This is a genomic window from Wolbachia endosymbiont of Kerria lacca, from assembly GCF_051602725.1.
GTDB lineage: Bacteria > Pseudomonadota > Alphaproteobacteria > Rickettsiales > Anaplasmataceae > Wolbachia.
This window is the reverse complement of sequence record NZ_CP192272.1, coordinates 835691-851665: the sequence shown is the minus strand read 5'-3', so window position 1 is coordinate 851665 and position 15975 is coordinate 835691. Positions and strand designations below refer to the sequence as shown.

Genomic DNA, 15975 nt, shown 5'->3' with positions numbered 1-15975 from the left:
TATGGAAGATACATTAAAAATAACGGCTGAAGATTTGAAGAACTATATAGAGAGAATAGAAAAACTTGAACAAGAAAAGAGGGATGTGCAAGATCACATTCGTGATGTATATGCAAAAGCTGCAGATGAAGGTTGGGATATAAAAGTGATGAAACAGATTATTAGGCTAAGAAAGATGGATGATGATGACAGGGAGGAACAGGAAATATTACTTGATACCTACAAACGTGCATTGGGAATGAATTACGAAGGTGAATAGTAGGATTGTAATTGGAATAAGTGGAGCATCTGGTTCTATTTACGGTGTACGGATTCTAGAGGCACTAAAAAATACCAATCATGAAACTCATTTAGTGATCAGCAGTGCTGGAAAAATAACTATAGCTCATGAGATTAAAGAAAAACTTGAAGATATTATGTCGCTTGCAGATTTTTACTATTCTGAAGAAAAAATAGGAGAAAAAATAGCAAGCGGCTCATTTAAAACCTCAGGTATGGTTATTGCTCCATGTTCTATGAAAACAATGTCTGAAATAGCATCGGGGGTGACTTCCAATCTATTAACAAGGGCTGCAGATGTAACTCTAAAAGAAAGAAGAAAATTAGTTCTTATGGTGCGAGAATCTCCACTACATCTTGGACATCTACGAAATATCTTAAAACTAACGGAGATGGGAGCAATTATTTCTCCGCCGATGCCTGCTTTTTATATTAAACCAAAATCTTTGGATGATATTGTAAATCATTCTGTTGGTAAAGTATTGAATTTATTTGATATCGCATTACCTGACTTCGAGGAGTGGCAAGGAAATGTCAATTATTATTAACGGTAAAAAAACAGCAAATGATCTCTGTGAGGAGCTATCAAAAAAAATTGATATTTTAAAGAAAGAGTATAATGTTTTTCCTTGTCTTAAAGTAATTCTCGTGGGTAGCAATCCAGCAAGTCAGGTCTACGTTCGTAATAAACAAAGAAAAGCAGAATCAATAGGCATAAGTTCTGAAACTATTGTTTTGCCTGATAGTATCTCAGAAGATGAATTGATTGAAAAAGTTAATACATTAAATGAAGATTCATCTGTGCATGGAATTTTAGTTCAGTTACCTTTACCAAAGCACATCAGTGCAAGCAGAATAATTAATACAGTAAGTGTTGAAAAAGATGTAGATGGCTTTCATGATGAGAATGTTGGCAGGTTAGTTAAAGGTGAAAAAAATTGTCTGATACCTTGTACTCCCAAAGGTTCTTTGCATTTAATTAAGTCAGTTGAAAATAATCTGTCCGGTAAAAATGCGGTAATCATTGGCAGATCAAATATTGTGGGTAAGCCAATGTTTCACCTATTGTTGCAAGAAAATTGCACTGTTACCATCTTGCATTCACAAAGTAGGGATTTAGCTGATTATTGCTCTAAGGCGGATATAGTAGTTGCAGCAGTTGGAAAGCCAAATTTTGTTCAACCAGATTGGATAAAAAAAGGTGCAATAGTGATTGATGTTGGCATAAATAGCATTAACATAGGAAATCAAAGTAAGCTTGTGGGTGATGTTGACTTTGAGGGAGTAAAAGAAAAAGTCAAAGCTATTACTCCAGTGCCTGGTGGAGTTGGCCCGATGACAATAGCATTTCTTATGATAAACACTGTAGTTGCTGTTTGCTTACACCGGGAAGTTGATCCTTCTGATTTCATTAGTTGAGGGCATGAGAAGAATAGATATCCGTCTCTAGATAATAACATCTAATTTTGTCCAAACAGCAAATCAGTTTGCAGGATCACCTTATCCACTACAGAAAATATGCAATTTAGAGCATTAAAAATTATAACGTATGCCTACTTCTAGCATCGCGTCCGGTATTTGTAATGGTGGTTTAAAACTACTTAGTTGCCCACCCATGGTCATACCAGCTGTACCAATTATCTGCGGAGTAATTTCATAATCAACACCTAACTTTACTTTATAGGAAATAGAACTCAGTATTTTATCTACTAAAGATGAATCAGCAGCTTTATCAGCTCCATCATCTTTGTTAGGTTCATCAGCAAATTGTGGAACTTTTTTTGGTGCTTGCTCTCCATCTCCAGCTTCATCTCCAGCTCCATCTCCATCTCCAGCTCCATCTCCATTGTCATCAGCTGTATTACTAATACCAAAGCCGAAAGGTACTACTTGGAGATACCCACCTAAACCTACACTGGCATATAGCCTAACGGGATCAATATTAAGGTCAGGATAGAAGCGGTAATTTACCAATAAACTAGCTCCTATGCTCTTTAATGACTTAACATTACTGAGAACCTCAAGTTCAAATTCAGAGTTTTCGTCATGATGGTAACCAAGGACAACGCCAGGTTTCATTTTAAAGCCACCACCCCAACCAGCACCAAAGTTTAAACCTGCATAATATTTATCTTTCAACTCACCTATAGGATCTCCTGCACCTGCTAGAGATGAAGTGAGCAAAACAGCTAAAACACACAATCCTTTTATTTTCATATAACTACCCATACAAAAAAATATATAATGCACAAGTATATATCCTTTATATTAAAAAAGATATAACCTCATATCAAAAAAAGTATACCTACGAAATTAGGGACATGCTACTCAAAATTTTTATATAACTATGTTTACTACCTTATTTGGTACAGCATATATAGTGCGAATTTTGCTTTGATCGATTTTGTTAGATACAGAACCTGTTGCTATTTTCTTCAATTCTTCTTGAGGTAAATCAGTTTCTACTTTGATAGTCGCACGCAACTTTCCATTAATCTGTACTGCCACAGTTACCATATTATCAATTAGTAGTGATTCATCAGCTTTTGGCCAAGGTTGCATATATAGCATGCCTTCGCCTCCTATTTTTTGCCATAAATTTTCAGCCAGGTGTGGCATGAATGGCTCAATTACTCTGATTAGTATGCATATACCTTCATCAATAAGAGATTTTCCAGTTTTTACGTCTATTTCAGCTATTAAATTTGTCATTTCACGAGACTTTGCTACCACACAGTTTAATCTGCAGTTTTTCAAGTCATCTGTAAGCACTTGCAATAGTTTATGGATTTTTTTTCTGTACTCTAGGAGTTTACCTACAATGTTTTCATTATCATAGTGTATGTTTACGGGCCTAAGTTGCACTACCATACGCCACAATTTATTTATGTAGCGAAAACAACCTTCCACGCCATCATCAGACCATTCCATATCTTTTTCTGGGGGGGTATCGGATAATACAAACAAACGAGCAGTATCAGCACCGTATTTTTCTATGATAAAGTTTGGGTCAACTGTATTCTTCTTTGACTTACTCATCTTTTCGACTTTTCCAACTTGGATCTTAGCACCCTTCGCAATCAACTCTTTTGCTTCTTCGGGAAAGAGCCATTTGCCATTCTCATCTTTATAAGTTATATGGCAGACCATTCCTTGAGTGATTAAAGTAGAGAAAGGCTCTTTAACATCAAAATAGCCACATTTAGTTAAAGCACGGCAGAAAAACCTTGAGTAAAGCAAATGTAGAATTGCATGTTCTATTCCACCTATGTAATAATCAACAGGCATAAAACGATTACAAGTATCTTTATTAATCGATTTATTTTCACTGCAAAATGCAGCAAAATACCAAGAAGATTCAAAAAAAGTGTCAAATGTATCAGTTTCACGTTCTGCTTGCTTTCCGCACTTTGGACAATCAACAAATTTCCAGGTTGGGTGCTTATACAGGGGATTACCACCACTTGTAAATTCTACATCCGTTGGTAGAACAACAGGGAGGTCTTTTTCTGGAACTGGAACAATTCCACAATCTTTACAATGTATAATAGGTATAGGACATCCCCAATAACGTTGCCTTGAAATTCCCCAATCATGCAAACGGTAGTTTACTGTTTTTTTGCTTATTCCTTTTTCTTCAAGTTTTTTTATGATTACTTTTTTTGCCTCATTAATCATTAGTCCGTTTAAGAATTCAGAATTGAACATCACTCCATCACCGAAGTACGGTTCTTTTAAGATCTCTGTGCTCTCTGTGCTCTCTTCACAAACTACAGGAATAATCGGTAAACCATACTTCTGTGCAAATTCAAAATCACGCTGATCATGTGCAGGGCAACCAAAAATCGCACCTTCTCCATACTCCATCAACACAAAATTCGCTATATAAATTGGTAATTCCTTGTCGAGAAATGGGTGCCTGACGTTCAGTCCAGTGTAAATTCCAATTTTTTCATCATTCTCCCCCTTTGCCTTCATATTACCAATAAAGTCTCTTATTTCTTTGTCCTTAAGGTCTTGTACAATAGGGTGCTCTGCTCCTACTGCAAGAAAAGAAGCTCCAAATAAAGTATGAGGAGAAGTTGTAAAAATCTTTAACTTCTTATTCAAGCCAACTATTTCAAAATCTATAGTTACACCTTCAGATTTTCCTATCCATCGTTCTTGCATAGTTTTGACTTTTTCTGGCCAATTTTTTAAACTTTGCAGACAATGAAGCAAATCTTCAGCAAAATCAGTAATCTTTAAAAACCATTGGAATAACTTACGTTTTTCAATAACTGTACCTGATCGCCATCCTTTTCCATCAACCACTTGCTCATTTGCAAGCACTGTTTGGTCCACTGGATCCCAATTAACCCACGACTCTTTTCGATAGGCAAGACCATGCTTTAAAAAATCCAGAAAAAATTTCTGTTCGTGTTTGTAATAATCAGGCTCACATGTGGAGAGCTCACGATCCCAATTGTATGAAAGACCTATAGATTTTAGCTGCGTGCGCATATTATCTATATTATCTTGTGTCCATGCTGCAGGGTTAATGTTATTGTCCCTTGCTGCATTTTCAGCTGGTAATCCAAACGCATCCCAGCCAATTGGGTGCAAAACCTCAAATCCACGAGCTCTCTTGTAACGTGCTATAACATCTCCTATTGCATAGTTACGCAGGTGCCCCATATGAATCTTACCAGATGGATATGGAAACATTTCCAACACGTAACATTTCTTCTTTTTACTATCTTTGCTTACAGAAAAATCCCACTTATTTTGGTAGAATTTTTCAACGTTTTTAAAATCATATTTCATAAATTCAATCACAGTTTATATGTACTAAAGGATCGACTGCTTGACCATTATGTCTTATTGTGAAACACATCTGCGGATCTTTATCTTGTGTGCTTGATTTACCTGCAGATCCAATTACTTGACCTTGTTTTACTTTATCACCAATTTCAACTTGTATGTTTTTTAAATAGGAGTACATAGTCATGTAATTATCTTTATGTTCCACTATAATTAAATTTCCGTACCACCTCAGGCCTTTGCCTACGTATATTACTTTGCCAGGTGCAGAAGCAATAACCTTTGTTCCACTTTGAGCAGTAATTTTTATGCCATCTTGACATATTTTATCAGAAGAGGTAACTGCACCTTTAACCGGTATTACAAATTTACACATGCTTTGTGCATTATTGTTATATACCTTATCTACAAAGGCTTTTCTACTTTCTTTTCGCAGCGAAGAATCAACATTTTCTTTAATCAAATGATACTCCCTTGTGTACTCTAGGTCTCTTTTCCCATAAAATTCTTCGCCTTTAAGTAGTACAGGTGCAGGTTTTTGCAGGCCACAGCTTATCAGTATTGCTGATAATATAAAGAACAAGGCTATACGACACATACACTTATCTCTAGATATATCAACTTTCACAAAACTTTATAGTGTTTTTCGTCTATTTATTACTTTCTTCATTTATTTTATCAGTCAAATAGTCTCTTAAATCGGTAAGTTCTTTCAACAAATTTCTTGAATAATGATCAATTCTTACATCGTTACCAAATTCCTTTTGTACTCCTTTTATTGTATATCCTTTGTCATATAGCATATATTTTATTTTCTTTATTGCCTCTATACACTTATGATCATATAGTCTTCTTCCCTTCCGTTTTATGGGTTTAATTTGATGGAATTGACTTTCCCAGAATCTTAAAACATGCTGCTCCAAATGTAGTTCTTCAGCTACTTCTCCAATTGTGTAAAATAATTTTTCCTTATTCATCGGTTGTTTATTAATTTCTTCATCATTTTTGAAGGTCTAAAAGAAATTGATTTTCTCGCTTTAATTACTACCCTTTCCGATGTCTTTGGTATATTTCCTGGTCTTTCTTTCTTGTTTTTAACCAAAAATGTTCCAAATGAAGATATTTTTACTATTCCATCCTTTGCTAAGCTCGTTTTTATCTCATCCAATATGTCATCTATTATTGCAATAGAGTCTTCTTTCGATAATCCAATTTCCTGGTTTATACATTCAGCTATTGTTGCCTTAGTTACTGTTGTGTCTTTTGTTGTCATAATTTATTACAGTATGTTAATATAATATAACAATCGACTCAAGATTCAGCTACTTTATTTTTATAGTATGTTTCTTTTGTAGCATAATTAAAAATACTAGCAAATGTTAACATTGCAAATATTGTGAAAAGCGCCATTTGATGATCTGAAAAAAGTGCTAAAATTGACACTAAAATTCCACTCATAACAAACATAAATCCATTGATAATGGATGATGATGTGCTAATATACTTCTGCTCAACAATCTCACTACCAACAGTAAAATTAAGCATATGTCCTCCTGCAAAAAAACCAAACATTAACATACAAAAGTATATAATATGAACTGTTAAATTACCGCATAGTAAAATAATAGCTGAAATACTTTGCAATGTGGCAAAAGCAGAGATTACGTGCCTTCTATTTTTAAATAGATTTGAGATTAGATCTGCAATTGGAGCACCAACTGCAAGACCAAGCCACAATATTGCAGTTGCCACACCTAACTCCATTGTATTGAGTTCTAAGTTGCTTAGTAACCTTGGTGCCCACAGCATATTAAGCGCTAAAAATGTTCCAAAAGTAATAGCACCCACTATTGAGGTTATCCAGATATCTCTTAATTTTAGCACTGTTAGTACAGAACATATTACTGTTTTTATAGAGCTCTTTATTGTGTATTCCCCCAAATTTTTTTTTGAAAGTCCTTTCGGATAAAAAAACATAAGTACGAATATTGATACGCCAAATAATATTACGCATACAATAAGATTTTTCCAATCTGCACCTTCGGCAAGCAAGCTAGAGAAGCACATTTGAATCATCAAAGCAGAAAGACTTGAAATTGTCTGCACTAGTGAGAACATCAGTCCAAATTGAGTAAGGGGAAAATATGTGCTACTTGCATGAGCAGCGCCAACAAAACCAAACGATGCTCCAATTGCGATCAAAAATTGAGATAAAATTAAATGGGCAAAATTGTCACTCTTGATAAGGACAAAAAAACCAAAGAGCATGATTGACAACGAGAAAAAATAAATTTTTTTGCTGGAAAAAACATTAAACATTGCCCCACTAAAAAATTGTGAGATAGCAAAAGTCCAAGTATATGCTGAATTAGCTAGTGCAACTTGCGCAATCGTGAGCCCAAGTTCTTTTTCAAGATTCACACTTATAAAGGTGTAGATTATCTGCATATTGCTGAATATAACAATTAAGTTGCTGATCAGCCAAATGAACCAAGCTCTACTTTCCATAAGATTTTATAAGTAATCCATTAATAACAGGCCTCTTTTAGTCTCTGATTAATGTTAAAACAGTTGCAATTATAGATTATATAAAAGCTATGAAACAACAAATTTGTTGTGAGATTTAATTTGTTAGAGTCTGTACATAATCTCAAGAAAGAAATAAGTTCAACAATCATTACCTATAAGATAAAAGGTGAAAATTTGAAATTATCATGAACTGGCTCATTTTTCTGCCACTTAGATGATGTTTTTTCAAATTGTTGATAAATCAAAGTCAGTTTAGCTATTAATTATTCATCTTTTTTCTAATTATGCAGTGGATCTATTATTAAACCTTTCAATAATACTTTTTATTTTTGCTGCCTCTTCAAACTCTAAATTTTCAGCATGCTTCAACATTTGCTTTTTCAAACTATTTAGATCATTCTGACTAAAATTCTCAATCACCACTTTTTCCCGTAAAGTATTTGATATAGGCTTTATTATAGTTTTTGGTACAATATTATGCAGTGTATTATGCTCTGTCTGTTTCTTTCTTCTCCTTTCAGTTTCTTTCAGTGCACGATCCATAGAATTAGTAATTTTGTCTGCATATAAAATTACTCTGCCTTCAACATTGCGTGCAGCACGACCTATCGTTTGAATGAGCGAAGTCTCTGATCGTAAAAAACCTTCTTTGTCAGCATCTAAAATTGCAACCAGCCCACATTCGGGAATATCAAGACCTTCCCGCAACAAGTTAACGCCAACAAGAACATCTATTTCTTTAGATCTTAATTTGCATATAATTTCAATTCTTTCCAGTGCACCAATATCTGAGTGTAGGTAAGTTACTTTCATACTGAGCTCACTCATATGCTCAGCTAGCTTTTCAGCCATTTTTTTTGTCAATGTGGTAATTAGAATACAAAATCCTTTTTTTATTGTTACTTGCGCCTCGTGAATCACATCATCAACCTGACTCTCTGTTGGTTTTATGGTGCAGATGGGATCTGTCAGTCCTGTTGGGCGGATAACTTGCTCTATGAATGCGTGGTTAGTCTTTTCTAACTCATATTTTCCTGGAGTAGCCGAAACGTAAATAGTCTGGGGCCGTATTGCCTCCCACTCTTCCAATTTTAATGGACGGTTATCAAAAGCAGAAGGGAGCCTAAAACCATAATCTATCAATTTCTTTTTACGTGCTTCATTACCGCTATACATTGCACCTATCTGGGGAACAGTTACATGGCTTTCATCAACAAATAAAATTACATCTTTAGGTAAATACTCAAACAATGTAGGCGGTGGATCTCCGGCTTTCATTCCATAAAGATAACGCGAATAATTTTCAATACCTTTACACACTCCCGTTGCCATCATCATTTCAATATCAAAATTAGTACGCTGCTCAAGGCGTTTTGCTTCAACAATTTTGTTCTGTGAATAGTAATAATCCAGGCGTTCATGTAGTTCTTTTTTAATCAGTTGAACTGCTTGCAAAAGAGTCTCACGTGATGTAGTGTAATAGCTATTTGGAAAAATGGTGACTTTATCTATGCGTCTGATAATATTGCCGTTCATGGCATCAATCTCAGAAATTTCTTCTATTTCATCACCAAACAATGATAAACGCCAAGCTTTATTTTCATAATAGGCAGGAAATATATCAATAATATCGCAGCGCACTCTGAAATATCCTCGCTCAAATCTGACATTAGAACGTTTATATTGGAGATTAACTAAATTATTCAGAAAGTCATTAACATGAATCTTATCTCCAGCACTTAAAGTCAAGGTCATGCTGAGATAGCTCTCAGGCGAACCAAGACCATATATACAAGAAACACTTGCAACTACAATCGTGTCCCTACGCTCCAAAAGAGAGCATATAGCAGAATAGCGTAGCATATCAATTCTTTCATTTATTAAAGAGTCTTTTTCAATATAAGTGTCAGTTTGTGGTGAATAAGCCTCAGGCTGATAATAATCATAATAAGAAATGAAGTATCCAACAGCATTGTGGGGGAAAAATCCTCTCATCTCCTCGTAAAGCTGTGCCGCTAAAGTTTTATTATGCGCCATAATTAACGCAGGCCTGTTTGTTCTTGCAATAACATTTGCCATAGTGAAAGTTTTTCCAGAGCCAGTAACTCCAAGCAAAACCTGATCTCTTTTTTTGTTATTTAGTCCTTCAACTAAACTATCTATTGCTTGTGGTTGATCCCCAGCTGGCTGAAAATTTGTAACTATTTGAAATGCCATAATTCCTATATTTTCATAATATATTTATCATTACATAATACACATGATATTCTGAGTAAGGTATAAAAACGAGCGTAAATGAAGTTCTATTTTCCTTTTTTATAGAGTTGGCTCCAAATTCTATTGTTAGTGAGAACAAAAAATACCGTCAAAATTATAAAATATGTCACTATTTTTAGCCCAAGTTTATGTCGGCGCTCCAGTTCTGGCTCTGCTGCCCATTGTAAGAAATTTACCACATCATATGCCATATTTTCAACTGTGGCTTGCCTTGCACCATCATATTCTACCATTCCTTCAGAAAGCGGTGGGGCCATAGCTAACCTGCCTGTTGAAAAATATGGATTAAAATATAAACCGTTCTCATCATGTTCACCGTTTTGATAACCAATTAGTAGTGAATAGATATAATTTGCACCATCATGTCTTGCTTTGACAATTAATGATAAGTCTGGTGGAATTGCACCATTATTACTTGCTGCAGCTGATTCTTTTGTATCAAAAGGTGCAATAAAATAATCCGAAGACACTCCCGGCCTATCAAACATTTCACCCAAATCATTTGGACCATCTTTCACTTGATAAGAGGCTGCAATTTGTTTTACATCCTCTTCAGAAAAACCAACATCTTGCAAATTACGAAACGCTATTCTATTCATTGAATGGCAAGCAGCACAGACTTCCTTGTATACTTTATAGCCACGCTGAATTGACTCTCTATCGAAAGATCCAGTAATTCCATCAAAACTCCAGTCGATTTTCTTATTTGGTAAAGGTTTAAACTCCTCTGCAGAAAGAGAATTAGTGAGAAATAATACACAAAACAGAGCAACTTTAACCAACAGCATCACTTCATCTCCGGAACAGAATCGCTTATTGTTTTTGGTAATTTTTTTGGTTTCTCATACTTACTAAGTAAAGGTAAAACTATCACAAAATATGAAAAATAATAAAGAGTTGAGAGTCTACTTAAAGTAATGTAAGGCTCTTTAACTTCCTGCCCCCCAAGCCAAGCAAGAAATGCAAAATTTATTGCAAAAACCCAAAAAAATTTCTTAAATAATGGGCGATAAGCACCACTTTTAACTTTTGATTTATCAAGCCAAGGCAAAAGAAACCAAACTAAAATAGATCCAAACATGGTAAGTACACCAATAAGCTTATTTGGAATTGAGCGCAACATCGCATAAAAAGGTAGGAAATACCACTCTGGTACTATGTGTACTGGAGTTACCATAGGATCAGCTTCTATATAATTATCAGGATGCCCAAGATAATTAGGGGCATAAAAAACAAATCCAAACAAAATTATAAAAAATAAACCAAAAGTTATGCAGTCCTTTGCTATATAATAAGGATAAAAAGGAATAGTGTCCTTACCTGACCTTACTTCTATTCCACTTGGGTTATTAGAGCCAAATCTATGCAGAGCAACAACATGCAACATAGCTAAAGCAATAATAATGAAAGGAAGAAGATAATGAAGTGCAAAAAAACGATTGAGCGTTGGGTTATCAACGGAAAAACCACCCCACAACCATATAACTATTTTATTGCCAACTAAAGGTATGGCTGAAAATAAGTTGGTTATGACTGTTGCACCCCAAAAGCTCATTTGTCCCCATGGAAGAACATATCCCATAAAGGCAGTTGCCATCATTGCAAAAAATATAAATATGCCAATAAACCACACCATTTCTCGCGGCCTCTTATAAGATCCGTAATATAATCCACGCATGATATGAACATAGACCACCATAAAGAAGAGTGATGCCCCAACAGCATGAGTATAACGTATCAGCCATCCATAACTTACGTCACGCATTATACGCTCCACACTATTAAATGCATGATCAACATGCGGAGTGTAGTGCATGGCAAGAAATATACCTGTTATTATTTGTAAAATTAGTGCTATACCAGCTAAAGAACCAAAGTTCCAAGCATAATTTAAATTTTTTGGCACTTGATAAGAAGCAGTATGTTTTAGAAAAGAAAATATAGGCAATCTATACTCTATCCAACCTAATATACCTTTTCCTTCTGTTATTTCTTTTTTGCTACCATCTTCCATAACTTAAAGTTTTTTCATCTCAACTCATTTTATTGTAACAACTTACCTGTAACGCACAATAAAAAGTTTAAATTTAAAGAATAGATTTCATGAAAACAAGCACTCAGACTTGAGTGCTTGTTTTAACTGATTTAGAGGGATTTTTGATGACATACACCCTTGGATATTGTTAAGTTGCTTAATAAACTTCTAGGACATTGAGCAACCTTGTTTATCGCTATATCAAACTTTTCTTTTATAGCATTTACCTTTTTTGCTCTAATTTCTTCTATTGTGAGAAGTGAATCTTCCAGTGGCTTTGAATACTTTTTTCCTGTTAACTTTCTAACAATTACATCAGTTAGTAGAGCTGTTCCATAAAAATCAACTTGTGAAGAATCAATTGAGCTTCCAGTCGAATGTGCAATAGATTGCTGTGCAGAAGGTAAAGCAGGAGTATTTCGACCCAATGTAGAAGCAGTTATCCAACTAAATATACTATTAATAAAAGAGGAAGGTTTTACTGCACTGCTTGCTGCGTTACTTACCACGCTGCTAGCTTCCAATTCTTCTTTAAGACTTACTCTAGTAGAAGTTAATATCGCTTTGCAATCAATTGAAACGGCACCACTTAATATAGATATTACTCTTTGCATTTCACTACTGTTATTACACATATCTCTTCTATAACCTCCAACAACATCCAATGCTGTTCTGCCATTTACATCTTTAATGCTAGTATCAGCATTATTGCAAAACAAGAGTTCTACCATATCTGATTGACAATTAAACGACGCTAAGTATAAGGGTGTAAAACCTTTATAATTTGTAGCATTGATATTAGCACTACTATCAATTAGAAACTGTGCTATTTCCAGTTTACCATTAATAGCAGCAATGTGCAGAGAAGTATTAAGATATTCAGTACTAGTAGCATTAATATCAGCACCTTCATTAAGCAAAAGCTGCAATATTTTTAAGTTGCACTTGTCAGTAGTAAAATGTATAGGTTTTATATTATGCTTTTCACTACTCAAGATTTCGCTTTTTATACCTATACTCTCCGCCTCTTTAATGCACTTTTCAACTTTCTGAAAATTACCTATGTTTATAGCAGCAAATAATTCATCGATCAATTGTTCAGCTTTTTTGTTTGTTACATCTGTGGTATAATAATTGCTAGAATTATTATCAGCTTCTAATGCTGCCTTAATAGTTACTACAGAAGTGATCTTAACAACATCTTCTAACATAGATAATATTTCTTGTCTTGCATTGCTATCACACATATTTCTTCTATAACTTCCAACAGCATCTAAGGCTGTTTTGCCATTTTTATCTTCAATACTAATATCAGCATTATTAGAAAGCAGAAGTTTTACCATATCTAGGTAACAATAGAAAGATGCTAAGTACAAAGGTGTAAAACCTTTATAATTTGTAGCATTGATATTAGCACCATTATCAAGTAGAAATTGTGCTACTTCTGCTTCGTTGGCAGCAGCAGCAATATGTAAGGGAGTACTCAAATATACAGTACTAATAGTAACATTAATATCGCCACCTTTGGTAATTAAAAAGCGTAATATCCTTAAGTTACGTTTTTGAGTAGCAAGACGCAGAGGATTTGTAACGTGCTCTCTACTATTCAAAATCTCATTCTTTACATGCTCACTCTCTGCCTCTTCAACACATTTTTCAACTTTCTGAAAATTACCTATGCTTATAGCAGCAAGTAATTTTTTTCTTAATTTCTCAACACTTATTGGCATAAAAACACCTTTAAAAAAATAACATTCCCGGCTTTATATCATGTAATTGAGTATGCACAAGTGAAATTTATAGAGAAAAAATTTCAATAGTGAAGAATTAGGCTCTGTGAACAAAATTTTAGACCAGCCATATAAGTGCTCCAACAAAATTTAAAAATCCCATAAATACTACAGCAGTCTTGTCAAAGCGAGAGAAGATGCGCCTAAAATGCTTTATTTTACCAAAGAAACACTCAATCAGATGGCGCTCTTTATAGACATGTTTGTCATACTCTCTCTGCATTTTTCGGTTTCGTTTTGGTGGAATCACAACTTTGCAACCTTTACTTTTAAGATTGGTAATAAAAGTATTACTGTCATAGCCTTTATCTGCCACTATAGTCGAGTTTGAGATATTTTCTGTTAAAGCTTCAGCTTGTGTAATGTCGTTTCTTTGTCCAGGAGTAAGCATAAATTTCAAAGGATTTCCCAGCGCATCGACAAGTGCATGAATTTTTGTAGAAAAGCCACCTCTACTGCGTCCTAAAGCCTCTTGACCTCCGGAGTTTTTCTTATATCCAGCCGAACAAGCGTGAGCACGAATAATCGTTCCATCTATCATGTGCACTTCTAAATCTGGATCTTGTGTATATTTGTACAGCCTTTTCCAAATTCCCTTTTCACACCACTTTTTAAACCTTCTATGTATGCTCCTGTAATTGCCGTAAATCTCTGCCAAAAGTCTCCACTGACAACCACTGCGAACTATGTACCAAACTGCTTCCACAAATATTCTCAACCTTTTTTCATTTTTGCTGTGTATTCCTTTGATTCCTTTTAAGAATTCAAAAATTTGTTTCCATTTTGTTTCTTGTATGTAATATACCATTGGTAGTTTCTCTGTTATTCACAGTTAAACTACCTCTTTTTCCTCTTCTCTCCTACTTCTTCTCTACTTTTTTCTCGCAGAAAAATTTTGTTCACAGAGCCTAGGTCTTTCAACAACCTATCACGCAACTTTTTTGCAAAATATTTTAAGCCCCTAATTCAAAATTTTTATTACTTGATAATAAGCAATCTGCTTTAGAAGAGGAAACAAGGGATAGAAAAACAAGCACTCAGACTTGAGTGCTTGTTTTAAGTGATTTAGAGGTGCTTTTGATGACGCACGCCTTTAGATATTGTGAAGTTGCTCAGTGAGCTTTCAGGATACTGATAAAGTTTGTCACACTTGCTAAGCGCCATCTTGACATCTCTTTCTAGAGAATTAAGTTTTCTTTCTTTAACCTGTCTTATCGTTAAAAGTGAATCATCCAGTGGCATTGAATATCTTTCCCCTGTGAACTTACTTATTGCTATAGCAGTTAGCAGAATTGTTCCATTAAAATCAACTTGTGAAGAACCAATTGAGCTTCCAGTCGAATGTGCAATAGATTGCTTTGCAGGAGGTAAAGCAGGGGCACTCTGAAATAGGCTACTGAGTGCAGCAGTTGTTGAAGTTCCCATCCAACTAAATACACTATTAATAAAAGAAGAAGGTTTTACTGCGCTGCTTAACACACTTGTACTATTATGATAGCTAAAGTTATTGCTAGCTTCTATTACCTTAAGATTTGTCCTAGAAGCTAATGTCTGACAATTAACTTTATCAGCACATTTTAATATAGATATTATTTTTTGCCTTGTATTACTATTACATATAGATTTTGGATCATCTCCAACAACATCCAGTGGTATTCTACCACCCGCATCTCTTATATAAATATTAACATCATGCTTGATCAGAAGTTCCACCATTTCCACTTGGCAATGGAAAGACGCTAAGTGCAAAGGCACCTTACCCATTATATCTTGCAAATTGATCTTAGCATAACGACTAAGTAGAAACTGTCCTGCGTCTTCTCTACCATATTCAGCAGCAACGTGCAAGGCAACTCTCAAACTTTCACTACTAGCAGCATTAACATTGGCACCGTTATTAACCAAAAACTTCAATGTCTTGAAGCTATTTTCTTTAACAGCAAAACTTATAGGTTTCATACCGTATCTTTCACCAATAAAAACCTGATTTTTTAGTTTCATCATCACTGCAGTTTTGATACATATGTTAGCTTTTAGAAGACTATGCTCTTCTATAGCAACAAATAACTCATCTATAAAGTTCTCAATCCTTATCCGTTTTTGAATATATTGCATTAAATACTTCCCAAATTACACCGTTCCTGGCTTTATATCACACAAGTTAGTATGCGCAAGCAAAATTTACAGAGAAAAAATTTCAATGGTTAAAAATGAGGTCTTCAGCAACTTATCACGTAACTTTTGTGCAAGATATTCGAAGCC

Annotated in this window: 15 protein-coding genes; 3 read left to right on the top strand and 12 right to left on the bottom strand. The window is 34.7% G+C overall.

Annotated elements, in window-relative coordinates; translation table 11 throughout:
• The first annotated feature begins 1 nt into the window (after position 1).
• Genes ACQ4M0_RS03850 through folD form a run of 3 tightly spaced genes read left to right on the top strand, consistent with a single transcriptional unit; the run spans position 2 to position 1698 of the window.
• Positions 2-259 (top strand): DUF2312 domain-containing protein, encoded by a 258-nt coding sequence (locus ACQ4M0_RS03850; RefSeq protein WP_007302162.1) that lies wholly within the window; start codon positions 2-4, stop codon positions 257-259.
• Positions 252-827: a UbiX family flavin prenyltransferase gene (locus tag ACQ4M0_RS03845; protein ID WP_438456260.1), complete on the top strand. Its 576-nt coding sequence runs from the start codon at positions 252-254 to the stop codon at positions 825-827. Before ACQ4M0_RS03850 ends, ACQ4M0_RS03845 begins: the two co-directional genes overlap by 8 nt.
• Positions 811-1698 (top strand): bifunctional methylenetetrahydrofolate dehydrogenase/methenyltetrahydrofolate cyclohydrolase FolD, encoded by an 888-nt coding sequence (folD, locus tag ACQ4M0_RS03840; protein ID WP_213863808.1) that lies wholly within the window; start codon positions 811-813, stop codon positions 1696-1698. The genes ACQ4M0_RS03845 and folD overlap by 17 nt, the downstream gene beginning before the upstream one ends.
• 114 nt (positions 1699-1812) lie before the next feature.
• Here the strand turns inward: folD and ACQ4M0_RS03835 are convergent, their stop codons facing one another.
• The 12 genes from ACQ4M0_RS03835 to ACQ4M0_RS03780 all read right to left on the bottom strand — a co-directional run bounded on the left by ACQ4M0_RS03835 (position 1813) and on the right by ACQ4M0_RS03780 (position 15828).
• Positions 1813-2496: a hypothetical protein gene (locus ACQ4M0_RS03835; protein ID WP_438456669.1), complete on the bottom strand. Its 684-nt coding sequence runs from the start codon at positions 2494-2496 to the stop codon at positions 1813-1815.
• A 120-nt stretch (positions 2497-2616) separates the two neighbouring features.
• Positions 2617-5085, bottom strand: coding sequence for a leucine--tRNA ligase (gene leuS / locus ACQ4M0_RS03830; protein ID WP_438456259.1), 2469 nt, complete (start codon positions 5083-5085; stop codon positions 2617-2619).
• Positions 5086-5089: 4 nt separating this feature from the next.
• The gene (locus ACQ4M0_RS03825; protein WP_007302156.1) at positions 5090-5680 is read right to left on the bottom strand and encodes a murein hydrolase activator EnvC family protein; all 591 of its coding nucleotides are present in this window, start codon (positions 5678-5680) and stop codon (positions 5090-5092) included.
• 52 nt (positions 5681-5732) lie between these two features.
• Positions 5733-6059, bottom strand: a complete 327-nt coding sequence (locus tag ACQ4M0_RS03820) for a MerR family transcriptional regulator (RefSeq protein WP_012481900.1) — start codon at positions 6057-6059, stop codon at positions 5733-5735.
• Positions 6056-6355 (bottom strand): integration host factor subunit alpha, encoded by a 300-nt coding sequence (locus tag ACQ4M0_RS03815; protein ID WP_007302154.1) that lies wholly within the window; start codon positions 6353-6355, stop codon positions 6056-6058. The genes ACQ4M0_RS03820 and ACQ4M0_RS03815 overlap by 4 nt, the downstream gene beginning before the upstream one ends.
• 38 nt (positions 6356-6393) lie before the next feature.
• The gene (locus tag ACQ4M0_RS03810) at positions 6394-7590 is read right to left on the bottom strand and encodes an MFS transporter (protein WP_438456258.1); all 1197 of its coding nucleotides are present in this window, start codon (positions 7588-7590) and stop codon (positions 6394-6396) included.
• A 303-nt stretch (positions 7591-7893) separates the two neighbouring features.
• Positions 7894-9828, bottom strand: a complete 1935-nt coding sequence (gene uvrB / locus ACQ4M0_RS03805) for an excinuclease ABC subunit UvrB (protein ID WP_438456257.1) — start codon at positions 9826-9828, stop codon at positions 7894-7896.
• Positions 9829-9914: 86 nt separating this feature from the next.
• A complete protein-coding gene (locus tag ACQ4M0_RS03800) occupies positions 9915-10676 on the bottom strand; it encodes a cytochrome c1 (protein WP_438456256.1) in 762 nt (253 codons plus the stop codon).
• Positions 10676-11902 carry a cytochrome b gene (locus tag ACQ4M0_RS03795; RefSeq protein WP_419214500.1) on the bottom strand — a complete coding sequence of 409 codons (1227 nt, stop codon included), beginning with the start codon at positions 11900-11902 and terminating at the stop codon, positions 10676-10678. Before ACQ4M0_RS03795 ends, ACQ4M0_RS03800 begins: the two co-directional genes overlap by 1 nt.
• Before the next feature lie 131 nt (positions 11903-12033).
• Positions 12034-13653 (bottom strand): ankyrin repeat domain-containing protein, encoded by a 1620-nt coding sequence (locus ACQ4M0_RS03790; RefSeq protein ID WP_438456255.1) that lies wholly within the window; start codon positions 13651-13653, stop codon positions 12034-12036.
• 118 nt (positions 13654-13771) lie between these two features.
• Complete coding sequence (locus ACQ4M0_RS03785; RefSeq protein WP_438456254.1) at positions 13772-14521, bottom strand: IS5 family transposase; 750 nt, start codon at positions 14519-14521, stop codon at positions 13772-13774.
• 257 nt (positions 14522-14778) lie between these two features.
• Complete coding sequence (locus tag ACQ4M0_RS03780) at positions 14779-15828, bottom strand: ankyrin repeat domain-containing protein (protein WP_438456253.1); 1050 nt, start codon at positions 15826-15828, stop codon at positions 14779-14781.
• Positions 15829-15975 lie beyond the last annotated feature (147 nt).